19 protein-coding genes and 2 pseudogenes are annotated in these 24,214 nt (G+C 70.9%); 10 read left to right on the forward strand and 11 right to left on the reverse strand.

Annotation, left to right across the window (positions count from 1 at the left end; translation table 11 throughout):
• Positions 1–19 precede the first annotated feature (19 nt).
• The 4 genes from AB0D49_RS21230 to AB0D49_RS21245 all read right to left on the reverse strand — a co-directional run bounded on the left by AB0D49_RS21230 (position 20) and on the right by AB0D49_RS21245 (position 6,010).
• Positions 20–1,858: a carbamoyltransferase gene (locus AB0D49_RS21230; protein ID WP_362759389.1), complete on the reverse strand. Its 1,839-nt coding sequence runs from the start codon at positions 1,856–1,858 to the stop codon at positions 20–22.
• Positions 1,855–4,080: an iron-containing redox enzyme family protein gene (locus tag AB0D49_RS21235; RefSeq protein WP_362759392.1), complete on the reverse strand. Its 2,226-nt coding sequence runs from the start codon at positions 4,078–4,080 to the stop codon at positions 1,855–1,857. Before AB0D49_RS21235 ends, AB0D49_RS21230 begins: the two co-directional genes overlap by 4 nt.
• A gap of 166 nt (positions 4,081–4,246) precedes the next feature.
• Complete coding sequence (locus AB0D49_RS21240; RefSeq protein ID WP_362759395.1) at positions 4,247–5,320, reverse strand: IopA; 1,074 nt, start codon at positions 5,318–5,320, stop codon at positions 4,247–4,249.
• Between the two features lie 33 nt (positions 5,321–5,353).
• Positions 5,354–6,010 carry an NAD(P)H-dependent oxidoreductase gene (locus AB0D49_RS21245; protein ID WP_362759399.1) on the reverse strand — a complete coding sequence of 219 codons (657 nt, stop codon included), beginning with the start codon at positions 6,008–6,010 and terminating at the stop codon, positions 5,354–5,356.
• Between the two features lie 748 nt (positions 6,011–6,758).
• Between AB0D49_RS21245 and AB0D49_RS21250 the strand changes: the two genes are divergently transcribed.
• Positions 6,759–7,460 (forward strand): response regulator transcription factor, encoded by a 702-nt coding sequence (locus tag AB0D49_RS21250; protein WP_362759402.1) that lies wholly within the window; start codon positions 6,759–6,761, stop codon positions 7,458–7,460.
• 79 nt (positions 7,461–7,539) lie between these two features.
• Here the strand turns inward: AB0D49_RS21250 and AB0D49_RS21255 are convergent, their stop codons facing one another.
• Positions 7,540–8,943 carry an aminomethyl transferase family protein gene (locus AB0D49_RS21255; RefSeq protein WP_362759405.1) on the reverse strand — a complete coding sequence of 468 codons (1,404 nt, stop codon included), beginning with the start codon at positions 8,941–8,943 and terminating at the stop codon, positions 7,540–7,542.
• A gap of 582 nt (positions 8,944–9,525) precedes the next feature.
• Between AB0D49_RS21255 and AB0D49_RS21260 the strand changes: the two genes are divergently transcribed.
• From AB0D49_RS21260 to folP, 3 genes are all read left to right on the forward strand, one after another.
• On the forward strand, positions 9,526–9,885 hold the full coding sequence (locus tag AB0D49_RS21260) for a protocatechuate 3,4-dioxygenase (protein ID WP_362759407.1): 360 nt from the start codon (positions 9,526–9,528) through the stop codon (positions 9,883–9,885).
• Entirely contained in the window at positions 9,878–10,735 is an 858-nt protein-coding gene (locus tag AB0D49_RS21265) for a class III extradiol dioxygenase subunit beta (protein WP_362759410.1), read from the forward strand. The genes AB0D49_RS21260 and AB0D49_RS21265 overlap by 8 nt, the downstream gene beginning before the upstream one ends.
• Positions 10,736–10,853: 118 nt before the next feature.
• The gene (gene folP, locus AB0D49_RS21270; protein ID WP_362759526.1) at positions 10,854–11,687 is read left to right on the forward strand and encodes a dihydropteroate synthase; all 834 of its coding nucleotides are present in this window, start codon (positions 10,854–10,856) and stop codon (positions 11,685–11,687) included.
• Positions 11,688–11,716: 29 nt separating this feature from the next.
• Here folP and pabB read toward each other — a convergent pair whose 3' ends face one another.
• Entirely contained in the window at positions 11,717–13,648 is a 1,932-nt protein-coding gene (pabB, locus tag AB0D49_RS21275) for an aminodeoxychorismate synthase component I (RefSeq protein ID WP_362759413.1), read from the reverse strand.
• A 419-nt stretch (positions 13,649–14,067) separates the two neighbouring features.
• On the opposite strand from pabB, the gene AB0D49_RS21280 reads away from it, so the two are divergent.
• The 4 genes from AB0D49_RS21280 (at position 14,068) to AB0D49_RS21295 (ending at position 17,414) form a co-directional block, all read left to right on the forward strand.
• Complete coding sequence (locus AB0D49_RS21280; RefSeq protein WP_362759416.1) at positions 14,068–14,943, forward strand: methylenetetrahydrofolate reductase; 876 nt, start codon at positions 14,068–14,070, stop codon at positions 14,941–14,943.
• Between the two features lie 265 nt (positions 14,944–15,208).
• Entirely contained in the window at positions 15,209–16,228 is a 1,020-nt protein-coding gene (locus AB0D49_RS21285) for a tetrahydrofolate dehydrogenase/cyclohydrolase catalytic domain-containing protein (protein WP_362759419.1), read from the forward strand.
• On the forward strand, positions 16,225–17,097 hold the full coding sequence (purU, locus tag AB0D49_RS21290; RefSeq protein WP_362759422.1) for a formyltetrahydrofolate deformylase: 873 nt from the start codon (positions 16,225–16,227) through the stop codon (positions 17,095–17,097). Before AB0D49_RS21285 ends, purU begins: the two co-directional genes overlap by 4 nt.
• Positions 17,098–17,147: 50 nt before the next feature.
• Positions 17,148–17,414, forward strand: coding sequence for a cyclodeaminase/cyclohydrolase family protein (locus AB0D49_RS21295; protein WP_362759529.1), 267 nt, complete (start codon positions 17,148–17,150; stop codon positions 17,412–17,414).
• A 190-nt stretch (positions 17,415–17,604) separates the two neighbouring features.
• Here AB0D49_RS21295 and AB0D49_RS21300 read toward each other — a convergent pair.
• The 5 genes and pseudogenes from AB0D49_RS21300 to AB0D49_RS21320 all read right to left on the reverse strand — a co-directional run bounded on the left by AB0D49_RS21300 (position 17,605) and on the right by AB0D49_RS21320 (position 21,256).
• Positions 17,605–18,434, reverse strand: a pseudogene (locus tag AB0D49_RS21300) (IS5 family transposase).
• Between the two features lie 219 nt (positions 18,435–18,653).
• A complete protein-coding gene (locus AB0D49_RS21305; protein ID WP_362759425.1) occupies positions 18,654–18,929 on the reverse strand; it encodes a muconolactone Delta-isomerase family protein in 276 nt (91 codons plus the stop codon).
• Between the two features lie 13 nt (positions 18,930–18,942).
• Positions 18,943–19,674 carry an alpha/beta fold hydrolase gene (locus tag AB0D49_RS21310; protein ID WP_362759428.1) on the reverse strand — a complete coding sequence of 244 codons (732 nt, stop codon included), beginning with the start codon at positions 19,672–19,674 and terminating at the stop codon, positions 18,943–18,945.
• Positions 19,675–19,841: 167 nt separating this feature from the next.
• Positions 19,842–20,507, reverse strand: a pseudogene (locus tag AB0D49_RS21315) (4-carboxy-4-hydroxy-2-oxoadipate aldolase/oxaloacetate decarboxylase); the annotation flags it as partial.
• 20 nt (positions 20,508–20,527) lie between these two features.
• Positions 20,528–21,256, reverse strand: coding sequence for a PIG-L deacetylase family protein (locus tag AB0D49_RS21320; RefSeq protein ID WP_362759431.1), 729 nt, complete (start codon positions 21,254–21,256; stop codon positions 20,528–20,530).
• Positions 21,257–21,853: 597 nt separating this feature from the next.
• Between AB0D49_RS21320 and AB0D49_RS21325 the strand changes: the two genes are divergently transcribed.
• Together AB0D49_RS21325 and AB0D49_RS21330 are read left to right on the forward strand one after the other, a co-directional pair.
• Positions 21,854–23,347, forward strand: coding sequence for a histidine kinase (locus tag AB0D49_RS21325; RefSeq protein WP_362759434.1), 1,494 nt, complete (start codon positions 21,854–21,856; stop codon positions 23,345–23,347).
• A complete protein-coding gene (locus tag AB0D49_RS21330) occupies positions 23,344–24,030 on the forward strand; it encodes a response regulator transcription factor (protein ID WP_362759438.1) in 687 nt (228 codons plus the stop codon). The genes AB0D49_RS21325 and AB0D49_RS21330 overlap by 4 nt, the downstream gene beginning before the upstream one ends.
• Positions 24,031–24,214 lie beyond the last annotated feature (184 nt).

Here is a 24,214-nt window from a genome sequence, read left to right on the forward strand (position 1 = left end):
CTTTCGTGCGGCGACCGGGTCAGTCGAGGGGGATCTCGTCGCGCCAGTCGCCCTCCTCGCGCCAGGCGGGCTGCTCGGTGCGGTCGAGCAGGAAGTCACCGAGGGCGAGCAGATCGATGTCGGTGCGCATGAAGCAGCGGTAGGCGTCGGCGGGGCTGGCCACGATGGGTTCGCCGCGCACGTTGAAGGAGGTGTTGACCAGCACCGAACAGCCGGTCAGGTCCCGGAAGTCGCCCAGCAGCCGGTGCAGTACGGGGTCGCGCTCCTTGTCGACGGTCTGGATGCGCGCCGAGTGGTCGACATGGGTGACGGCGGGGATGGCGCTGGAGACCGAACGCAGCCGCTCGGACACCGTCAGCGCACCTGAAGCCGCAGCGGCGTCCCCGGTGCGCTGCCGCTCGGCGACCTGCCCGACGATCAGCATGTAGGGGCTCGGCTGCCTCAGATCGAAGTACTGCTCCGCGTCCTCGGCCAGCACGATCGGCGCGAACGGCCGGAACGACTCACGGAACTTGATCTTGAGGTTCATGGTGGACTGCATGTCCGGGCTGCGGGCGTCGCCCAGGATGGACCGGGAGCCCAGCGCACGCGGCCCGAACTCCATCCGCCCGGAGAACCAGCCGACCACCTTCCCCTCGGCCAGCCGCTCGGCGACCGCCCGGGTCAGTTCCGGGCCACGCAGCACCCGGTACGGATAGCCGTGCCGGTCCAGGAAGCGGCGGATCGTCCGCTCGTCGTAACCGGGGCCGAGCCGGGCGCCCTTCATCGCGTCACCGCCGTGCGGCACATGGGCGCGGGAGCCGTCGTGGCGGGCCGCGAGCAGCGCCGCGCCCAGCGCTCCTCCGGCGTCCCCGGCGGCGGGCTGCACCCACACCTCGTCGAACAGGCCCCGCTCCACGATCCTGCCGTTGGCCACGCAGTTCAGGGCGACGCCCCCGGCCAGACACAGCCGGGACTCGCCGGTCCAGGCGCGGGCGGTCGCGGCCAGCTTCAGCATGATCTCCTCGGTCACCGCCTGCACGGACGCCGCGAGGTCGAACTCCCGCTCCGTCAGCGGCCCTTCGGGCAGCCGCCGGGGCCCGCCGAACAGCTCCTCGAAGGCGCGGCCGGTCATCACCTGGCCGTAGAGGAACTCGAAGTGGTCGGTGTCCAGCCGGAACGAGCCGTCGTCCCGGATGTCGACCAGCCGCTCCTTGATGAGTTCCGCGTAGCGGGGACGGCCGTACGGTGCCAGGCCCATCACCTTGTACTCGCCGGAGTCCACCTTGAACCCGCAGAAGTAGGTGAACGCGGAGTAGAGCAGCCCCAGGGAGTGCGGGAAGCGGAGTCCGGCGACGGGCCGCACCTGGTCACCGGTACCGTGCCAGAGGGAGGTGGTCGTCCACTCGCCCACCCCGTCGACCGTCAGCACCGCCGCCGACTCATAGGGGCTCGGCAGGAACGCGGACGCCGCATGTGTCTCATGGTGGCCGTAGCTCACCACCGGCGGGGGCGCCCCCTGCCCGAGGTCCGCGAGCCGCCGCCGTACGGTGGACTCGGTGCGGGCCTTCCACGCCAGCCACTGGGGGAGTACGTCCCGGAAGGACCGCCAGCCGCGCGGGGCGGTGGCCGCGTAGGTGGCCAGCACCCGGCGGAACTTCAGCGCGGGCCGCTCGTAGTAGGCGACGGCGTCCAGGTCGCGGAGGGTGGCATCGGCCTCCTCCAGGCAGTACGTCACCGCATGGTGGGGGAACGCCGGGTCGTGACGGCGCCGGCTGAACCGCTCCTCCTGGGCCGCGGCGACGATGTCACCCCCACGCACCAGCGCGGCGGCGCTGTCGTGGTAGTACGCGGAGATACCGAGAACCGTGGGAATCATCGGGGGTGAGCCCCTTCCAGCGGGGAGGGAACGGTCGGCGAGCGCCTCGCCTTGACGCGGGCGTACAGGGCTGAGCCGACCGTGCGGGGGGAGTTCAGCGAGCGGTAGCCGATCCGGACGCGGCGCCACAGCGCGCCCTGGGCGCCGGGTCCGAGGACGCCCGGCACCTGTGCCATGAAGGCGTCCACGGCTTCGGCGGCCCAGGCGGAGTGACCGGTGGCCACGTTGTCGATGGTGTTGTGCAGATCGACGAACTGGGTGCTGAAGCCGTACTTCTTGAGCCCCACCCGGGCCGTGCGGTAGCTGCCGCCCACCCCGGACAGCTCCATCGCCAGATTGAGTCCGAGGATCTCGGGCTGGAAGGTGCGGGGGAAGCGGGACACGCACAGCCAGAAGACGGGCAGGGCGAAGGACTCGTCGTGGAAGCCGGGCCACTCGGCGAAGTCGGCGGAGGCGGTGGGCGGCAGGTCGTGGCCCATCTGGCGGAGCAGCGCGCGGTAGATGCGGGGGTGGTTCAGCTCCTGCTCGCCGTTGCCCAGCTCGTCCCAGTAGGTCTGGAAGAGGAGGTGGCCGACGGGGGAGGAGGCCAGCCGGTAGTCCGTGAAGCCCTGGAGCCAGGCTCCGTCGATCATGATGAGCGGGGCGAGCTGGAGGGTGGAGGCGATGAGCTGGTCCCGGGTGGGCACGGGGGACTCCGGGCCGGAGGCGTTCTCGGGTTGACTCCCGGTCCCCTCGTCGAACTCCTCGCCGTGCCGGTCGTGTTCGGCGAGCAGCCAGGGTGACAGGCCCTGCTCCGGGTCCCAGCGGCCGGGCAGTTGGTGGGGGGCCGCCTCCAGCCGGAACTCGCTGCGGATCAGCCAGCGCCGGGCGTAGTCATGGGCGTATCGGCGGATCGCGGGGGAGTCCTCGCGGGTGAGGAGCCTGCGGTACGCCTCCCGGGTGGAGCCTGGTGCGGAGGCGTGCGGGGTGCGGGGCGGTACGGGTGGGCGTGGGGCGGGGATGGTGGGGAGGTGTCGGAACCAGTGCCGGTGGACGTCGTCCAGAGTGTGCCGGTCGGTGTCGCTGGTCGGGAGTTGGGCGATTCCGTGCCCGTCGGTGTCGCTGGCTGGGGGTTGGGCAGCTCCGTCCCGGTCGCTGCGGTCGCTGTGGTTCGTCGGGAGGTGGGCGATCCAGCGGCGGATCGCGGCGATCTCCTCCTCGGTGAACACCCGGAACATCGGGCCGTTCTCGGAGATCAGGCCCCGGATCAGCGGGCTGCGGTCGGGGTTGCCCGGCCGGACCAGCGGGCTGCGGGCCAGGGCGTCCAGGAAGGGGCCGGGTCCGGCGTCGATGTCGGCGAACCACGCGGCGAGCGGACGGCCGTCGAGACGGTAGCGCCCGTGGTACACGGCGGCCTGCCGGGCGCGGCTGAACAGCAGCCGCCAGATGTCGTAGTCGGGGTGGTGGGCGAGGACGGCCTCCCGCAGCAGCAGGTCGCACGAGCGGCGGTACTCGCGGGCCGCCCACCTGAAGCCCAGGTGCAGCGCTTCGGCGGCGGAGGGCGAGCAGTGGGCGGCGGCGGCCAGGGAGCGTTCCAGGGCGGTGGGGCCGGTGCCGGAGCGGGCCGAGCCCAGGTCGATGTCCTGGGCGGTCAGGGGGCCGAGATCTGCCCGGGACAGGACGGCGAGCGGGGGAGGTGTCCCGACGGCCCGCAGGAACAGGTCCGCGCCGAGGATCTCGGCGGAGTACCGGTCGGGCTGTCTGCTCATCGCCAGCAGCAGGGCGGGCAGCCGGAAGCTGAAGTTCTGGAGCTGGTCGCTGGAGGTGAGTCCGACGCCGTCGGTGTCCAGTGGCAGCCGGTGGTGCGAGAGGGCCGCGCGGTAGGCGCTGCCCCGGTCGGCGCGGGGGTAGCCGACGCCGATGTCATCGGCGTAGAGGGCGAGGACCTCCAGGGCGAGGCCGGTGTCGCCGTTGGCGGCGCTGGACATCCACTGGAGCCAGGAACCGGCCGCGAGGGCGAGAGGGGCGGTGTTGAGAAGGAGGCACCGCACGACCGGACCGGCGGTGGCCTTCACGCCGAGTTCGCCGCGGAAGCGGTCGGTTCGCTCGACCGCCCAGCGGCGGGCTTCGTCGGCGAGTTCCTCTGGGGAGGCGGTCGCGGGGGATGCTGGTGCCTGCCCGAGGGCGTCGTCCAGGGCGAGGGTGTCGAGCGTGGTGAGAGACAGGGCGCCTTCCGGGTCCAAGGCGCGTAAGTAGAGGAGACGGTCTGCCGTCCCGGTGTCCGGGGCTTGCGTCACGGTGATCTCTTTCCGGGGGTTCACTCTCCGGCTCAGAACATGGGGTAGATGGACCCGTCGTTCTTGCGCCTGCGGCGTCGGCGGAAACGGAAGAAGTCCAGGATCTTGCGGATCATGTCGTGCCCTCCTTCTTCTGTGCGCCGGGCAGCGGGCCGCTGTCCCGGCCGAGTTCGAACGCGCTGCTCAGCAGCGAGGCGACCACCGCGGTCCCGTGGTCGCCGAGATGCACCGGGTCCACGAACAGCCAGGCGTCCCGTTCCGCGTGCAGCCCGGGTGCCGTGTTCACGTCGAGGAAGTCGACACCGCGTTCCTTGCAGACCCGCGCGACCTCGGCCGCGTACCGCTGATGTGCCTCTTCGGTGAGCGCGGGGCGGAATCCCGACCACATCCGCGACCAGACGGAGCCGTCCTCGCTGGTCAGCAGGGTCTCCTCGGCGGTGGGCGGCTTACGGCTCCAGCGCAGGGTGGGCTGGAGGGCGAAGCGCACCCGGGCGCCGGTCGGGGCCAGCAGGTCCAGGAGTCGGTCCAGATCGTGGCCCAGGGCGGTGGCGGCGATGCTCACCCGCCGGTCGAGAGGCGGCTCCGCCGGTGCAGCGGTCCGGCGTCCGGAACGGGACAGCAGACGGCGCAGTCCACCGCGCGGCCCGGCGGTATGGGCGACGGACGACCGCTGCACCGCGACCCCGCTCAACTCGCCGTAGAAGTCCCCCGAGAAGAAGAACTGGCCGTATCCCTGGTCCGCTCCGGGAAGGGCCGAGACGACCAGGTTGTTGAGTCCGGAGAAGATCACGACATCCTGAACGCGGGGCAGTTCCTGCCGGTGCAGCAGGAACAGGATGACTTCCTGGGTGGAATTGAACGCCGGGGCCGCGAGATTGAGCCAGGGGGTACCGGATGTCTGGCTGAGCAGGGAGGCGAGGGTGGTGCGATCGGAACCGGCGCCGAAGCCGAACGCCGAGGAACCGCCCATCAGCAGGCTCACCGGACCCTCCGGCAGCCGGTCGCCGAGCGCGTAGGTGTCCTGTGCGCCGTGGGAGATCCGGAATCCCCGGGAATCGGTGTTGAGCACGGGGGAGCGGTAGCCGGGCTGGTTGAAGTACATGACATAGGGCAGCCAGTGCACCCCGCTCATGGCGAACTTCTCGTACTGCGCCAGCTGCGGTGCCAGTGCCGCATGGGAATCCATGTCACCTCTTACGGGTGGGGGGAGAGGGCGGGATCAGGCGGGCGTGGGGACGGTGGCGGGTGTGGCTACGGCCGGACGGTCGTCGCATCGGGCGCTGTGGTGGCGGATCGAGCGCAGGAGGGCACCGGCGGAGTCCTGGGCGAGCAGATCGCCGAGCACATGGAGCTGGACGCGGATCAACCGGGCGGCGTCCGGGTCCAGCAGACGGGGCTCACCCAGCTCGTCGAGGGTCAATGCCCGGTGTGCGGTGTGGACGACGACCTGTGGCTGGGGGACCACGATGTTGCCGAGTTCGTTGAGGAGCGCGGCGGTGTCGGCCAGCCCGCGAAAGCCCCGGGCGCGGGCCGGGGTGGCGGTGAGCACCACGATGGGCTTGCCGGTGAGGGCGGGGTCGGCCTTGGGGCGGGAGGCCCAGTCGATCGCGTTCTTCAGTACGCCGGGCAGGGAGTGGTTGAACTCCGGGGTGGCGATCACCAGCCCCTGGGCGTCGGCGACGGCCCGGCGGAAGCGGGCGACCGGTGGGGGCGGGTGGTCGGTGTCCAGGTCCTGGTCGTAGAGGGGCAGGTCACCTAGTCCGTCGTAGGAGCGCCAGGAGAAAGCGGCCGGGGCGAGGGCGGGGAGGCAGCGCAGCAGACGGGAGTTGAGCGAATCCGCGCGCAGTGAGCCGCAGAGTGTGAGCACGGGGTACATGGAGCGGTCCCCTCGGAGTCGGGGCGAGTGGAGTGCAGGGGGGCGGATGCCGAAAACTACAATCCTCTATAGGATTTAACAAGAGACCAGTTCTCCACTTAGCTGGCGCAGTGGCGCGAATCAATCGACTGACTCACATCCGAACGTCGTTGTCCGCGCCCCGTCCCAAGGCGCCCCGCCTGTGGCGTAATTGGCCATCCGACTCCCCTCCCCGATCGGGTCATGTCACTGGGGGATGGCAGGCTGCGGGCGTGTTGATCGAGGTCCGAGATCCTCTTCGACCCCGCGCACTGGCCGGTTTTCCGGGTACCGGCCGAAGGGTGTTCCGGTGCCGTGGTGATCCACCGCACGCTGGTCGACGGCTACGGCACCGATGTCCTCCCTACCCCTTCGGGCAGGAGAAGTGCCCACAAGGCCGCAACGGGGGAAGGCGCATTTTGAGGCACCGGACTGACCTGGTGTGGACTGCTCCGTAGGGCCGACAGCCCGATGGTGTACAGGACACCGCCGCCCGCCTGGGCCCGAGGGTCAGGTGCGGATGACCTCGCGGACCACTTCAGGGTTCCCTCGGAAACCCTAGGTAAGTAGGCTCTGACGTCGAAGAACGCACCTTTCGGTGACAGGGGCACCCGATGGGGACCACGCAGCTCCGGCGGGTGTCCGAGGACGCGGACGTGATGCGCGCCGACGCGCCGGCGGCACCACGGACACCACAGCCACCACAGCCACCACAGCCAGCGGAAGAGACATGGGGTCCGACACCGTGAACGCTCCGCCCGAACCCGCCCCGCCCCGTACGGGAATCCGGGTCCTCGTCGTGGACGATCATGTGGTCGTCCGCCGCGGTATCCGTGCCTACCTCGACGTCGTGGACGACATGCACGTCGCCGGGGAAGCCGCCAACGGACAGGAGGCCCTCGACCGGCTGGCGGCCATGGACGTGCACGGTGAACTCCCCGACGTCGTCCTCATCGACCTGATGATGCCGAAGGTGGACGGGGTCGAGGCGACGGCCCGTATCACCCGGCGCCACCCCGGTGTGAAGGTCGTGGTGCTGACCAGCTTCGGTGAGCTGGAGCGTGTGCATGCCGCGCTGGCCAGCGGAGCTTCGGGATATCTGCTCAAGGACGCCGAACCGGGGGAGGTGGTCGCCGCGATCCGGGCGGCGGCCTCAGGAGAGGTGTTCCTCGACCCCGCCGTGGCCCGTCAGCTCACCCGGGAGATCGTGTCACCGCCGACCGGCATCGGCGCGCTGACCGTCCGGGAGCGGGATGTGCTGATCCTGGTCGCGCGGGGCTGCTCCAACCAGGAGATCGCCGATCAACTGGTCATCAGCGAGCGCACCGCCCGTACCCATGTCAGCAACGTCCTGCACAAACTCCAGCTCACCTCACGCACCCAGGCCGCGCTGGTCGCGGTCCGTCAAGGGCTCGTGCCCCCGCAGAGCTGAACTCTCCCCGCGCGGAGCGGCGACGCCGGTCCGCGCGGGGAGGGCGAGGGGACCGGCGTCGCGGGACGCCTCATGTGTCTCACACGGAGGCGGACGTACGCCACCCCGTCTGATAGGTCTCACGGGCCATCGCCGCGTACGGCGTCGGACTCACGATGGCACGGACGGCGAACTGCTCATGCGGCTGGACCGTGGTCTTGCGCGAGCCACCGTCCGGCTCACCCCACATCACACGCACCTCCGCGCCCAGCGGCACATCGGGGTTGAGCGTGGCCAGCGACAGCGCCTGGCGCTCGTTGGCGCTGTAGCCGGTGAACAGCGACAGCCCGACGTTGTTGCCGTCGGCGTCCAGCACCGCGTCGTAGTTCGACGAGCCGTAGTTGGCGTTGGGCAGGTCGAAGAACTGGTAGTGGGGGCCGTCGGTGCTCACCGGGTTGGCCAGCAGCCGGGAGACGTCCTCGGTGTTCCAGGCGAGGGTGACCTTGCGGCGCTGGGCGCTCGGGTCCAGGGCCTCCAGGGCGCTGCGGCCCACGAAGTCATGGTCGAACTTGACGAATCCGCCGTAGCCCAGCTCCCACGGGTTCAGGTAGTAGTCCTCGATGGCGCCGGAGACATAGCTGCCGGCCAGCGCGTTGACAGCCTCGTAGCTGTCGGCGCCGAGCCACTCTCGGTAGGACCGCAGCTCGGGCGAGGTGTAGATGGCGGGCAGCGGCGACGGGATCCAGCCGGACTCCAGCGTGTTGCAGGAGTAGGCGCGCGCCCCGGCCGCCTCGAGACCGAACTCCCGTCCCGCCTCCAGGATCGCGTCACGCACCTTGTCGTACGTCTCGTACGGCCCCCAGATCTCCAGGCCGGGCGCTCCGGCCATGCCGTGCCGCAGGGTGCGGACGCGCTCCCCGGCGACATTGAGGTGCCCCATCCGGAAGAACTTGACCTGCTCCACGGGACCGCCGTTGACCTTCTCGATGACCTCCCAGGCGCGCGGGCCCTGGATCTGGAAGCGCCAGATGTCACGGCGGACCAGCTTGCCGTACGGGCGGGACGGGGAACGGTCGTCGGTGCGGACCTCCACGTCGTAGCCGCGACCGGCCGTGAAGGTCAGCCAGTTCGCGACCGGGGCGCGCCCCACGAACACGAACTCCTCCTCCGCCAGCCGGAAGAGAATCCCGTCGCCGATCACCCCGCCCTCCGGGGACACCGGCACGAACTGCTTGGCGGAGTCGACCGGGAACCTCGCGGTGCTGTTGATACCGGTGTCGGTGAACAGCTTGAGCGCGTCCGGGCCGGACACCCACAGGTTGACCATGTGGTGCGACTGATCGAACAGCACGGCCGTCTTCTGCCAGGCGGTCACCTCACGGCGGAAGTTGGTGAACTCGGCCGGTACCACCGGGTAGACATAGGCCCCGATCTGAGAGTTCCGGAGCAGTTCCACGGTGCTGTCCGACTGGTCCAGCACATCCTGAAGGCTTTTGGCGCTCATCGGGTCACCTGTTCTGAAGTCGTGATTGTTCCGATGTTCGACGCTAGGCAGTCGCCCGGCGCGGCGGCACCGAGGAATGGCGGGAGCGGGACGGCCAGGACGGTCGGTGGGGGCGGGTCATTTGACGTAGGGGGCCTGTGTGCCGTCCCGGGGGCGGGGGTCGGGCGCGGGCGCCACCTGATACCGGGGCCATCGGCCCGTGCGCCGTCTCAGATGCCGGTGACCGGCGCCTGCGCCACCTCAAATGCCGGTGACCGGCCCCTGCGCCACCTCAGATGCGGGTGACCGGCCCTTGCGTCATCCCAGATGCGGGTGACCGGCCCCTGTGCCACCCGACACCCCGGCACGGCACCCGGCCGGAGCGTCAGCCAGCACCCGGGCACCCGGCCCCGCGCCACCACCCGTACCCGAGCCGCCGCCCCGGACCCGCGCGCTCCCTACGTCATTTGTCGCGCCCCGCCCGCGACAGCCCGTCCTCCGCCGGTCGCGACAACTGCGCGATGGCCCGCGGCCCCCGGCGTTCTAGCCTCGGGGCAGACCGCTGGCGGCGCGACGCGCGGCCCTGGCCCGGGAGCACACCATATGAGCAGCCAGAGCAGGCCGGACCTGCCGGGGACCTATCTCTTCGACGGCCCGGCGAGCCGCCGCGGGCACCATATGAACAAGCTGTTCATGTCGCTGCGCACCGAGAGCGCCCGCACCGAGTTCCGCGCCGACGAAGCCGCGTACTGCCGGGCCTTCGCGCTCTCCGACGACCAGACCGCCGCCGTCCTCGGAAGGGACTGGACGGCGATGCTCGACCTCGGCGGCAGCATTTTCTACATCTACAAGCTCGCCATGATGGACGGGCTGTCCATGCAGTACCTCGGCGGTGTCTTCACCGGCATGTCCGAGGCCGACTTCAAGGCCGCGATGCTGGCGGGAGGACGTACCGATGTCTGAGGTGATCTGGGGACTGGGCACGTCGCACGTCCCGTCGATCGGCGCGGCGATGGACCGGGGCATGACGGCGGACCCGGTCTGGGCCCCGCTGTTCGAGGGCTACCGCCCGGCCCGGGAGTGGCTCGCGGACCACACGCCGGACGTGGCGATCCTCGTCTACAACGACCACGCCAACGGCGTCGACCTCGATGTGACCCCCACCTTCGCCATCGGCACGGCGGACACCTACCGGGTCGCCGACGAGGGCTTCGGCCGCCGTCCCGTACCGGACGTGGTCGGGGACCCGGAGTTCTCCTTCCATCTGCTGGAGAGCCTGATGGACGACGGCTTCGACCTCACGGTCTTCTCCGAGCTGGACGTCGACCACGGCTTCACCGTGCCCCTGTCGGTCTGGACACCCGAACCCGGCGACGCCTGGCCCTGCCCGGTCGTCCCGATCATGGTCAATGTCATCCGCTACCCGCAGCCGACCGCCGCGCGCTGCTACGCCCTGGGTCAGGCCCTGGGACGCGCGATTGCGAGCTACGGCGGTGCCCGGACCGTGGGCATTCTCGGCACCGGAGGCATGTCGCACCAGCTCGCGGGCGCCCGCGCCGGTTACATCAACCCGGACTTCGACCACATGTTCCTCGACGCGATCGAGAAGGACCCGGAGCGGCTGACCGGGCTCAGCCGGGAGGACTACATCCGGCAGGCCGGTTCCGAGGGCATCGAGCTGATCATGTGGCTGGTGATGCGGGGGGCGATGAACGCCGAGGTCCGCAAGGTGCACTCGGCGTACCACGTACCCGCGTCCAACACGGCGGCCGGTCTCGCCCTCTTCGACAACCGGACGGAACGACGGGGCTGACCAGCCCGCCGACCCACCTCGCGCAGGAAGTCCAACGATGCCCGTCAGCACTCCCGGACCGGTGCGGGCGCCCGCACACCCGGCCCCCGCCGCTCCCACCGATCAACGCTGCCGTGTCATGGGCGTCGTCAATGTCACCCCGGACTCCTTCTCCGACGGCGGCCGGTACGCCACGACCAGCACCGCGGTGGCGCACGGCCTGTCCCTGCGCGCCGCGGGCGCCGACTACGTGGACGTCGGCGGTGAGTCGACCCGCCCGGGAGCCGGACGAGTGACCGCCGCCGACGAGCTGCGGCGCGTCCTCCCGGTCGTACGGGAACTGACCGAGGCCGGGGTGCCGGTCAGTGTCGACACCACCCGCGCGGCGGTCGCCGAGGCCGCGCTCGCCGCGGGGGCGGTCCTGGTCAACGATGTCAGCGGCGGTCTGGCCGACCCCGCGATGGCACGGGTCGTGGCCGCCGCCGGAGTGCCCTGGGTGCTCAACCACTCACGCGGCACAAGCCGGGACATGTACGCCGGGGCGGTCTACGGCGACGTGGTCCGCGAGGTCTCGGACGAACTGCTGGCGCGGGCGGACGACGCCGTACGGGCCGGGGTCCGCCCCGACCGGCTGATCCTCGACCCCGGCCTCGGCTTCGCCAAGCGGGGCGAGCAGAACTGGATACTCCTCGCCCACCTCGACGCGTTGATCCGCCTGGGCTTCCCCCTGCTCGTGGGTGCCTCCCGGAAACGCTTCCTCGGCGACGCCCTCTTCGGCGACGGCCCCGCCCGTCCCGCCCCGGAACGGGACCCGGCGACCCTCGCGACCAGCGTGCTCGCCTCCCAGGCCGGGGCATGGGGGGTGCGCGTGCACGACGTGTCCGCCTCGGCCGACGCCGTACGGGTGGTGTCACTGCTGGGGCGTACGAGATCGGCGCACGGCGTGGGCTCCCGGCCTGACCTGTCGGCCTGACACGTCAGCCTGACCTGTCGGCCTGACCGTCAGGCCGGCCGGAACTCGGCGGCCCGCCAGCCCCGCAGGGAGCTGACCACGGCCAGAGCCGGGGCGCCCTGCGCCCGGAGCAGGTCGGCCGGGCGCAGCGTCCGCTCACGCAGCCGCCCCGACTCCACCAGCCGCCCGCGTTCGATCCCCGGCAGACAGCCGTCGCCGAGCGGTGGAGTCCACCACGTCCCGTCGAGCCGTACGGCGAGATTGCCCGTACAGCCTCCGGTGAGTTCACCGCGCTCATTGATCAGCAGCACCTCGTCGGCGTCCGGATGCCGGGCCAGGCGCGCGGTGTAGGGCTCACGCAGACTGGTCGAGTGGCATGGCCAGCACTTCCGTGAGTCCACCGGCTCGGGGTCCAGGGCGAGCCGGACCGGACGGCGGTCCTCGGCATCCGTCGGCGGCAGCACATCGACCTCCACGGCCACCTGACCGTCCCGGAACAGCCGCACCCGCACCCGCGCGTCGTCCGTCACCCCGTCGAGGCTCTTCGCCACCGTGTCCCGCACGGTCGTCCCGTCGAAGGCGAACCCGAAGTACGCGGCGGAGTCCGCGGCACGCGCCAAGTGCCGGTCGAGGGAGCGCGGCCCGCTCCCCGCCCGGTGACGGAGCGTCTCGACCAGCTCGAAGTCCGGTGGGCGCGCCTCAAGGACCCGCGCCTTCGCCAGCAGCTCCCGGTACTCGGCCGGGGCTTCGGAACCCCAGGTGATCCCGCCGCCGGTGCCGTACGTGGCGGTCCCCCGCTCCCGGTCCAGGACCAGGGTGCGGATCGCCACGGAGAAACGCGCCGAACAGGGGGCGCCCGCGAACGCCGGGGGCGAGACGACCCCGATGGCGCCGCAGTACACCCCGCGCGGGCTGTCCTCGACCTCGGTGATGATCCGCATGGTGCGTGCCTTCGGCGCCCCGGTGACCGAACCGCACGGGAACAGCGCCCGGAAGACGTCCGTGAGACCGACCCCGGGACGCAGCCGCGCGGTGACGTCGGAGGTGAGCTGATGGACCGTCTCGTAGCGTTCCGCGTGGAGCAGCCGGGGCACCCGCACCGTCCCGGGCACGGCGACGCGCGAGAGGTCGTTGCGGACCAGATCGACGATCATGACATTCTCCGCCCGCTCCTTCGCGCTGGAGCGCAGGAGTGCCACCGCGCGCTCGTCCTCCGCCGTGGTCCGGCCCCGGGCGGCGGTGCCCTTCATCGGGCGCATGGTGAGGTCCGAACCGTGGCAGTCGAAGAACAGCTCGGGACTCGCGCTGGCCAGCGCGAATCTGCCGATGTCGAGCAGGGCGTTGTGCGCGCCGCGCTGGGCCGGTGCCAGATCGCGGTACCACCCCTCCGCCGTCCCTTGGATCGGACCGGTCAGACGGGTCGTGAGATTGCACTGATAGGTGTCGCCCGCCGCGATATGGTCGCGGACCGTCCGCACGGCACGGGCATGTTCCCGCTCGTCCCACTCCGGCCGCCACGCCCCGGGAGGGGACGCGGGACCGTGGGGCGGAGCGGCTTCCTGCCACTCCGGCCGCCACGCCCCGGGAGGGGACGCGGGATCGTGGGGCGGAGCGGCTTCCTCCCACTCCGGCCGCCACGCCCCCGGACGGGACGCGGGACCGCGGCGGGGCCGATCGGCCTCCTGCCCCACCACCGGCACCTCCTGGGGCGCGCCGGTGATCCCGAACCAGGCCAGCGGCAGCCCCTCCACCGGCTCCCGCACGGCGAGCCCCGGATCGAGTCCGGGCGCGGCCTCGTACGCGACGAAACCGAAGGCCCACTTCCCGGCCGCCGCCAGCCGCTCGACCGTGTCGAGCACCTGGGGGACGTCCTCGGGGTACAGGGCGACCAGTTCCCGTTCCACCAGGCCGGGGCCGAAGAGACGGGCGGTGCCCGTCACCAGATCGTCGAAGCGGCCCCACGGGCCGGGGACATGACGCACGGGGGCCGCCTTCGCTGGGGAGAGGTCCCGGAACCCTCACTCCGGGCCCCTGATCCTGCCCCCGCCCCCGATGCCGGCGGATCGGCGCAACGCACAGCCCCCACCCGACGTCTGTCCATCCCGGACAGCGTCATCCGTCCTGCGCGCGATCGGACGTACGACGCCGCTCGCCCGGCCCCGTACTCGCCGCACCGGCGCCTACGTCACTTGTCCTGCCCGAGCCGCGACGCTCGCCGAAGCCAGGTCCGGTCATCCGTGTGATCCCAGGTCAGGGGCGGATTTCCTACCGTGGTAGACACGTCGGAGTCCGGGATCGACCGAGACCCCGGCAGCCGAGGACCGACCGCCCGACCCGGCCGGGAGTCCGAGGCAGTACCCCCCACGTCCAGTCCGTCCGCACCGACCACCGGAGCAATGACATGACGTTGGCCACGGGCCGCCCCAAGGACACCACCCCCCGGCACGCCAAGGCCGCCGTGGCACACGCGCTGCGCAACGCCAGCTACGAGATCCTGCCGTTCAAGAGCACCGAGGAGAAGGTGCTCGCCCATGTCCCCCAGGACGTGGCGCTCACGGTGACCACGACCGAGGCGAAGGGCCTCGGCCCGACCATCGCCCTGACCACCGCGCTCAGCGGACGGGGCTACCAGGTCGCGCCCCACCTCGCGGCCCGGCTGGTACGCGACCAGTCCCATCTGACGGACATCGTCCACGAACTGCGGGACAGCGGTGTCGACCAGGTGTTCTGTGTCGGCGGGGACGCGGCCGAACCGGTCGGTGCCTTCCCCGACGCGCTGACCCTGCTGCGCGGGATACGCGAGACCGGCCACCACTTCACCTCCGTCGGCATCGGCGGCTACCCCGAGGGACACGGCCTGATCAGCGACGAACTGATCGAGCGTGCCCTTGAGGCCAAGGCGCCGTACGCCACCCATGTCATCACCCAGCTCTGCTTCGACGCGGCCACCACCGTCCGCTGGGCCCGCACCGCGCACGCGCGCGGCGTACGGCTCCCTGTGCGGGTCGGCATCCCCGGAGCGGTCGGCCGCCAGAAGCTGATCCGGGTGTCGGCGGGCCTGGGACTGGGACAGTCCGCACGGTTCCTTAAGAAGCAGCAGAACATGCTGTGGCGCTTCTTCCTGCCCGGCGGCTACAGCCCGGACAAGCTGATCGAGAAGCTGACCCCGGCGTTCGCCCAGGACACCAACAGCCTCGCGGGCTTCCATGTCTTTACCTTCAACGACCTGGACAGCACCGAGGCGTGGCGCCAGGCGTGGCTGGCGCGGCTGTCCTGAACGTCGTCGGGGTGGGCGGGCAGGTCCCGGGTGTCCTACCCGGTCGCATCAACCCGGTATATCCGATATGTCCAACTCTATAGCCAACTCTATTCTTCTGAACTCACGCGCCCTACCCGGTCGTACCGGCCCCGCATGTCCCACATGTCCCGCGTGTCCCGCCCGGTCGTACCGCGTTCCTGTTCCGCCCATGGGCCGGTCGTGTCTCCCCGGACCGCTCGCCGACCCGCCCATGGGCACCCATCGTCGAGGAGTCGCACCGCCCATGACTGCCCAGGTGATCGACGGACGCGCCTGCGCCCGCGCGCTCAAAGCGGATCTGCTGGCCGACCTGTCCCGGCTGAGGGAGGACGGTCCCGCCATCGGACTGGCCACGATCCTCGTCGGCGACACCTACGGTTCGGCCGCCTACGAGCGTCGCCTGCGCCGGCTCGCCGAGGAGGTCGGTGTGCCCTACCGGCCGCACCGGCTGGCGTCCGACACCCCTCAGGACGAACTCGTCGCACTGGTCGGCCGGCTCAACGACGACCCCGCGATCTCCGGCGTCCTCGTCCTGCGCCCCCTGCCCCCGCACATCGACGAGGCCACCGTCTTCCGCGCGATCGACCCGCTCAAGGACATCGAATCGGTGCACCCGGAGAACGCCGGGCTGCTCGCGCTCGGCGTCCCCCGCTTCGTCCCCTCCACCGCCGCCTCCGTCTTCCATCTGCTGGACACCTGGCTTGACTCGGTCGGCGAGAACCGCGCCGACTTCTACCACCGCTCGCTGATCGTCGTCGTCGGCCGCTCCAACAACGTCGGCAAACCCGCGATCTCACTCGGGTACGAACGGCAGGCCACCGTCCAGTCCGTCGACGAGTGGGCCGACCGGACCACCGGCCTGGGCCGCCACACCCGGTGGGCCGACGTACTGATCGTCGCGGCGGGCAAGGCGGGCCTGATCAAGGCGGAACACGTCAGTGACCAGGCGATCGTCATCGACGTCGGGATCAACCCGTGGACGGGACCCGACGGACGCGTACACATGGTCGGCGACGTCGACCACGCCTCCGTCGCCCCCCGGGCGAGGGCCATCACGCCCGTGCCCGGAGGAGTGGGCCCGGTCACCGACGTCTGGCTGATGCGCAACACGGTGCTCGCCGCCCGAGGACTCGCCTCCGCGCTCACCCGGACGCCCCCGGCGCGGAACGCCGTCACCGGGACCTCCCTCACCGATGCCTCCCACCGCACCGGTTCCAGCCACCCCGGGCAGTCCCTGCCCGGCTCCCTCCAGGAGGCGTCATGACCTCGCCCACCCGCGCCCGGCGCGGCGTACTGCTGCTGTCCTGCCCGGACGCCCCGGGAATCGTGCACGCGGTCACCGAACTTCTCGTCCGGGAGAAGTGCACGATCATCCAGAGCCAGCAGTTCGGCAGCGCGGTCAGCGGCCTGTTCTTCATGAGGGTGGAGTTCTCGCACATCGACGGCACGGGGCTTGACCTGCCCGCGCTCCGCCAGGAGGTCGCGGCGCTGGCCGACCGGTTCGGCATGACCTGGGAACTGACGGACGCCGCGCGGCGCCTGCGTACGGTCATCATGGTCAGCAAGTTCGCCCACTGCCTCAACGACCTGCTCTTCCGCAACTCCATCGGCGAACTCAACCTCGATGTCGTCGCCGTCGTCTCCAACCACCCCGACCTGGGCCGGATCGCGGACAGCTTCGGCGTCCCGTTCCGGCACATCCCCGTGACCAAGGACACCAAGCCGGACGCCGAGGCGGCCCTGCTGGAGCTGGTCCGGGAACAGGACGTCGAACTCGTCGTCCTGGCCCGCTACATGCAGATCCTCTCGGACGGCCTGTGCCGCCACCTTGAGGGCCGGGCCGTCAACATCCACCACTCCATACTGCCGAGCTTCAAGGGCGCCAAGCCGTACCACCAGGCGCACGCACGCGGAGTGAAGTTCATCGGCGCCACCGCGCACTATGTGACCGCCGACCTGGACGAAGGCCCGATCATCGAGCAGGAACTGCTCCGGGTGGACCACACCCTCGACCCCGAGCAGCTCGCGGCCCGTGGCCGGGAGGCGGAGACCCGTGCGCTGGCCCGCGCCGTGCGCTGGCACAACGAGAACCGGATCGCGGTCGTCGGCAACCGCACGGTCGTCTTCTCCTGACCGAGCCCGACGACGGGGAGGCGGGCGCCGCCGACCTCGTATGACAGCCGATCGCCCGCTCTCTCGACGCCCTCGCCGCCCGGGTCCCCGCCCCGGGCGGCGGCGCTGTGGCAGCCCTGCACGCGGCGCAGGCCGCCGCACTCATCGGCACTTCTCGCCCACTGCACGACGGGCGAGAAGTACGCGGGCGCGGCGACCGCGGTCGCCGATGTCCGCACGGAAGCCGAGGCGCAGCGCGTCGCCGCGACCGGCCTGGTGAGCGCCGACGCGGTCGCCTTCACCGCCGTGACCTGGTCGGCGGGCTGGAGGGTGGGTGAGGTGTGATTGCGGCGGGCTGGATGGGGGAGGCGTGGTTGCCGCGGGCTGCGCGGGCTGTGTCAGGTGCGGTTGCCGCAGGCTGGATGGGATGTGCGAGGCGTGGTTGCCGCAGGCTGGACGGGGGCGGCCCGCACGCGCGCCCCCGTCCAGCCCCGGCTGCTCTCTGGCCCTAGGAGTTGTCTTCAAATGTCACGCCCACATCAGGAGCGATGCGAGGGTGACGGCTGCCTGGTAGGACTCGGCGGTCTTTTCGTACCGGGTGGCGATGCCGCGCCATTGCTTCAGTCGGTTGAAGCAGCGTTCCACGACGTTGCGCCGCTTGTAGAGCTGCTTGTCGAAGGCCGGTGGACGCCCGCCACGACCGCCGCGCTTCAGCCTGTTGCGGACCTGATCGGCCCGCTCGGGGATCGTGTGGGCGATGCCGCGCCGTCTGAGCCAGCTGCGGATGGCCCGGGAGCTGTAGCCCTTGTCGCCCAGCACATGGGCGGGCCGGACGCGGGGCCGTCCCGGGCCGATGCGGGGCACCCGGATCGCTTCCATCACCGCGGTGAACTGGGTGCAGTCGTTGGTGTTGCCGCCCGTGAGGGTGAAGGCGAGCGGGCGACCGACGCCGTCGCAGGCGAGATGAATCTTGCTGGTCAGGCCGCCACGGGAGCGTCCGAGGCCCGGGCTGCGGATCCCCCTTTTCGAGCCCCGGCGGCATGCTGGTGGGCGCGGACGACGGTCGAGTCGACTGACACCAGCCAGTCGATGTCCCCGGCCGCGTCCGCTCGCGCCTGGGCGGCCTTGAGCATCCGATCGAAGGTGCCGTCCGCCGCCCACCGCCGGAAGCGGGTGTGCAGTGTGGCCCACGACCCGTACCGCTCGGGCACATCCCGCCAGGCCGTCCCGGTCCGGAACTTCCACACGATTCCGTTGAGGACCCTTCGATCGTCCAACCGTTTTCGCCCCCGCAAGGAAGCGGGCAGCAGCGGCCGGACGAACTCCCATTCAGCATCCGACAGTTCATGGCGGCGTATCACCTGACCATGATCCACCATCCGAGATCATTTGACGACACGTCCTAGGGGGTGTCTGATGGATCTCCGTGGGCGAAGGAGCGGCGTTCGGTGCGTGCTCTCGGTGTGCCGGGCGGAAGCCCTCGTAGTGGAGCTACTAGGGCTTTTGTCCGGTGCGGCGAGAGTGCGTGCCGGGCGTCGCGACGCCACGGAGATCCGTCAGACACCCCCTAGCCCCGGCTACCGCTCCTGCGGATGCGTGGCCAGCGCCTCGACGGTGATGTCCATCCACTTCCACATCGGAAGGGAGGTCAGCGCCTCATGCAGCGCGGCGGGGTCCTCGGCCTCGTAGAGCCCGACCGTGGCATTGCGTCCGGGCACCCGCCACAGCCGCTTGAGGATGCCGGCCGCGCGCAGCTCCATGGCCCGCTCGCGCTCGCCCTTCCTCAGACGGTCACGGACTTCGTCCTCGACATCGTGGGGCAGCAGATTCTCGGTACGGACCAGGAATTCCACGGTGCTTGTCTCCTCAGCTCCGGGTCGGGGCGGCGTGATCGGCGGACGCGCTGTCGAGCAGCAGGGCGGCCAGCTCGTCCGGGGCGGTGACCATGGCCTCATGGCCGGTGGCGATGGTGCGGGTGCCCCAGCCCCGGGCCGCGGCCCGCTCCGACTGCGGCCGGAAGACCCGCATCCAGCCCGTGCACTCGATGAACTCCGCGGGCACCTGCTCATGCTTGCCGGTCAGCCGCAGCGGCTCGGTGTAGGTGCGCCACGGGTGCGGGGTGAGCCGCTCGGTCAGCCAGGCGACGTCGGCGGGGTCGGTCACCCCCAGCCGGTCGAGCGGTCGGACGGGCACCAGCCAGCCGAAGCCGGGTCCGGCGGCGGACTCCCGGAAATGACCCGCGACGGTCGGCGGCAGCAGCTCGATGGCGGAGTCGCCGTCGTCGCCGACGAAGGCGTCGAGGTAGACACGCCGGGCTAGCCGATCGGGTACGAGGTCGGCGACGCCGGTGATCACCTGGCCCGCGTAACTGTGCCCGACGAGGACGACATCACGGGCGTCGTACGCCTCCAGCAGGGCGACGACGTCCTGGACATGGGTCGCCAGGCCGATCCGGGGATCGAGCAGGTGGGCACGGTCGGAGAGACCGCTCAGCGTGGGTGTGTGCACTTCATGCCCGGCGGCGCGCAGGGCGGGCACCACACGCTGCCAGGCCCAGCCGCCGTGCCAGGCTCCGTGCACGAGGACGAAGGTAGTCATCGGGGCGTCTCCACAGTGTCGGAACGAGGGTGAGGGTCTGTACGGGGTCCGGCGCCCGCGTCGATATCCCCGGCGATATCCGAGCCGGAATCCGAGCCGATATCCGCGCCGGAAGCCGCGTCGGAATCCGAGCCGGAATCCGCGACGGACTCCGCGTCGATATCCGCGTCGACGTAGCGGACCCCCAGCCGCTCAAGCAGCGGACGCATGTCATAGACGTCCAGCCCCAGCTCACCCGCGCGGAAGCGCTCCCGCTTGGCCTCCTCGTTCGCCTCGCGCAGCGCCGCCGCCGCCACGACCCGCTCACCCTCGCCGAGCGGGACACACAGCACACCGTCGTCGTCGGCCACGACGATGTCCCCCGGGTTGATCACCTGCCCGGCCACGACGACCGGCACATTGACCGACCCCGGCACCGCCTTCGCCGTGCCCTGCGCGTGGACGGCCCTCGACCAGACGGGGAAGCCCATCGCGGTGAGGTCGGCGATGTCCCGCACACCGGCGTCGATGACAAGCCCCCGCACCCCCCGCCGCACCAGCTGGGTGGCGAAGAGATCCCCGAACATGCCGTCGGTGGAGCGCGAAGTGGTCGTCACGACCAGCACGTCCCCTTCCCGGCACTGCTCGATACAGGCGTGGATCATGAGGTTGTCGCCCGGATGGGACAGCACGGTCACCGCACGTCCCGCGATCCGCGCGCCGGGGTAGATGGGCCGCAGCTCGGGCTGGAGCAGCCCACGCCGCCCGAACGCCTCATGGGCGGTGGCGACACCGCTCCGCGCGAGCGCCGACACCACCTCCTTCGAGGGCCCGCGGCTGGTACGTACGATCACGGGCCCGGAGTACGGCGAGGTCACAGCAGCTCCTGACCGACGACGGGGAACACCCGCTGATACGCCTCGGCCTGCACGATCGACCGGCGCCCCCCGTTGCGGACGGCCTGCACACCTCGGCGCAGCGCCAGGTCGGTGTAGTACCGCATGAGGTGCGACTGCGCGCCCATGCACTCCATGGCCTTGCGCTTCCGCTCGAAGACCGGCGTGATGTCCAGCAGCAGATTGGGCACGAACCCGCACTGCTCGGGCTGGTGCGGCTCGAACTGGAGCACCTGAGGGGCGCCGATCGGGGTGGTCCCGGGGTCATGGCCCGCCGCCTGCGCCACCTGTCGGGCGAGCAGGGTGGCCTCGTGCGCCGCGTTGTGATCGCGGTTGTACGGATCGGAGGCGACATGCGTCAGCAGCACCTGCGGCTGCGCGGCCCGCATCTCGGCCACGATGCGGTCGACCGCGGTGGCGTCGATGCGCAGCGGGTAGTCGCCCAGGTCCAGGAAGGTGATGTCCGCCCCCAGCGCCTCGGCGGCGGCCACGGCCTCCGCCCGACGGCCCGCCTTCGCCTTCTTCACGGTCATCCCGTCCTGCTTCCACAGCCCCTGGGACTCACCGCGCTCGCCATAGCTCAGACACACGATCCGGACGTCGTACCCGCCCTCCGCGTAGAGCGCGAGAGCGCCCCCGGCCCGCCAGACGAAGTCGCCGGAATGCGCACTGATTACCTGGATGCTGCCGCGCTTGTCATCCGCCATCGATACAGCCATCGCCTTTCTAGGAATGCTCAGCCGGCACAGAAACCGGAGATCTGCGATCTGGAGATCTGGGGATCGGGAGACCTGCGATCTGCGAGTCGGGATCTGGGATTCGAGATCTGGAATTCGGGATCTGGGACGGGAGGAGTCGACCGCACACGGGGCGCGAGCCACGGAAGCCACTGACGACCACCGGCACCACACACACCCACAGCGCCGACAGAACCGACGCTAGAGACCCGCGCGAAGCCAGGTAACTCGCGAATGACCAGGCTGGCGCGGAGACTTGTCCTGCCGTGCCTACGTCATTCGTCGCGAGGAACGCCCCGATCCCAGACCGCCACCACGCTCACGACACCTGAGGACCACTCCCGCCGACCTTCCTCATCGCTCCACAGATGTGCCACCCGACCTCCCCGGGCACTCCACCACCGATTACGGGGACGACGCCCCCGCGACAAATGACGTAGAGCCACCGCGCCGATACGGCCGTGCTCCCACTCCCGGCGTCCTGCTTTAATCTGACCAATAGGCCCATCCGGGACCGGGCCCCGCCCGAGAGGGACCGGCCGCGCCGTTCGAAGGAGCCCGCATCCGGTGAGCGAACCGACCCTGACGGACGACCTGGCCCGCGCCCTGGTGGACGTGTCCGCGGACGGGCTGGCGGTCATCGACGCCGAGGGGCGCTTCACGTTCGTCAACGCGGCGGGAGCCCAGATGCTGGGCGCCCCGCCCGCCATCCTCAAGGGCCAGGCGAGCCCGTTCACCACCCCAGCCCTAGGCCAGGACCAGGCCCCAGCGAACGTACGCTGGGCCCCGCCGGGCGGACGGCCGCGCGAGCTGGAGTACCGCATAGCCATGGGGACGGGCGACGAGGGCCGCGCCATATGGTTCCGGGACATCACCGACACCCAACGGCAGCAGGAGCGGCTCACCGCCATCGTCCGGGTCGCGTCGAACGTGACGGAGTCCGCGTCGCTGGCCGCGACCCTGCAAGCGGTCGCCGCCGAGATCGTCATGACGGCCAACATCGCGGCGGTCCAGATCCTCGCGATCGACACCCCGGACGCGGAACTGCGGGTGCTGGGCATGGCCGGCTTCGGAGAAGCCCCCGACTTCGCCGACCGGCTCCGCGCCTGCCGTCGGCTCGGCGCGGACATCCGCTTCCTCGACGCGTTCGCCGACCGCCGCCAGGTCGTGATCCCGCACCGCAAGGCCGCGATCATGGCGGACCCCGCGTGGGCACCGCTCCACGAGATCATGGACCGCCCGGACTGGGACGGCTTCGTGTCGATGCCGATGACGGTCCGCGGCCGGACACTGGGCGTCGTCAACGCCTACTACGTCCCGGACGACGGCCCCGGCCCGGTCACCTTCCTGGCGGCCATGGCCGACCACGCCGCCATCGCGATCGACACCGCGGCCCTGCTCGCGCAGACGAGGACACAGGCCCGCTCGACCGAACGCCGGAAACTGGCGCGCGACCTCCACGACTCGGTCGTCCAACAGCTCTTCTCCATGCGGATGCAGGCGAAGGTGCTGCACAGCCAGCTGGACCTGGACGGCGACCCGGACCGTCTGCGCCGCCCGGCCGAGGAACTGGCGTCCCTGGCCACCACCGCCCTCGCCGACCTGCGGCAACTCGTCTTCGAACTACGACCGCTCGAACTGGTCGAGCAGGGACTCGTGGAAGCCGTACGCCGCCAGGCCGCGGCCGTGGAAGCCCGCACCGGCCTGCGGATCGCCGTCCACACCACCGAGGCCCGGATCGAGGCGTCCCCGGACTTCCAGGAGGACGTCTACCGCATCCTCTCGGAGGCCCTCCACAACGTGGAGAAACACGCCCAGGCGACGACGGCCGACATCACCATCGAAGCCCACGACCAGACCCTGGTGATGGAAGTCCGCGACGACGGCACGAGCACCACACCCTCGACCGACCTCACCCACCCCCACGGCCTCGGCCTTGAGTCCATGCGGGAACGCACCCTGCGCTGGAGCGGGCGCATCACCGTCGGCCCACGCCAGGGCGGCGGCTGGACCGTGAGACTGACCCTTCCCCTCCCCGGGCTCACCGAGGTGACGACATGACCCCCGACCACACCGAGCCCCAGCCGCCCGCGATCAAGATCCTCCTGGTCGACGACCACGCGGTGGTACGACGCGGCCTGCGCGCCTTCATCGACATAGAACCCGGCATGGAGGTCCTGGGCGAGGCGGAAGACGGCGCACAGGCCCTGGCCCTCCTCCGCGAACGCCACACCCTGGGCGAGCCCCTCCCCGACGTCGTCCTGATGGACCTGGTCATGCCCCGGCTGCCCGGTGTGGAGGCGGCGGGCCAGATCATGTCCCTCCTCCCGGACATCAAGATCGTGATCCTGACCAGCTTCGGCGAAGTCGAACGGGTCCACGCCGCGCTGGCGGCCGGAGCGGCGGGCTACCTTCTCAAGGACGCCGAGCCCGAGGAGGTCGCCTCGGCGATCCGCGCAGCCGCCGCGGGCGAGGTCCACCTGGACCCGGGCGTGGCCCGCGAACTCACCCGCCGGATGACGGCCCCTCACATCGGCCTCTCCTCCCTGACCCCCCGCGAGAAGCAGATCCTCGCCCTGGTCGCCGAGGGCCACGGCAACCGGGAGATCGCCCGCCGCCTGTCCATCAGCGAACGGACCGCCCGCACCCACGTGAGCAACGTCCTCAGCAAACTCCAGCTCAGCTCCCGCACTCAGGCGGCCCTGTTCGCCATCAGCCAGGGGGTGACTCCGCTGTCGGGTTGAGAGCGAGCGCTCTGCGATGTCTCCGCCGCTGACGCGCATACCCGTCCCAAGCCGAAACCAGCCCGCCCGCCTACACTGCTGGCTCGGACGGGAGGAACCCGGGGCTGCGATGGACAGTCGCTCCACTTTGGATGCCCCGTCACCAGGGGGACCATTGCTCAGCTCCCATCCGCCCCAAAACGCA

The organism is Streptomyces sp. NPDC048290 (genome assembly GCF_040652095.1).
Classification (GTDB): Bacteria; Actinomycetota; Actinomycetes; order Streptomycetales; family Streptomycetaceae; genus Streptomyces.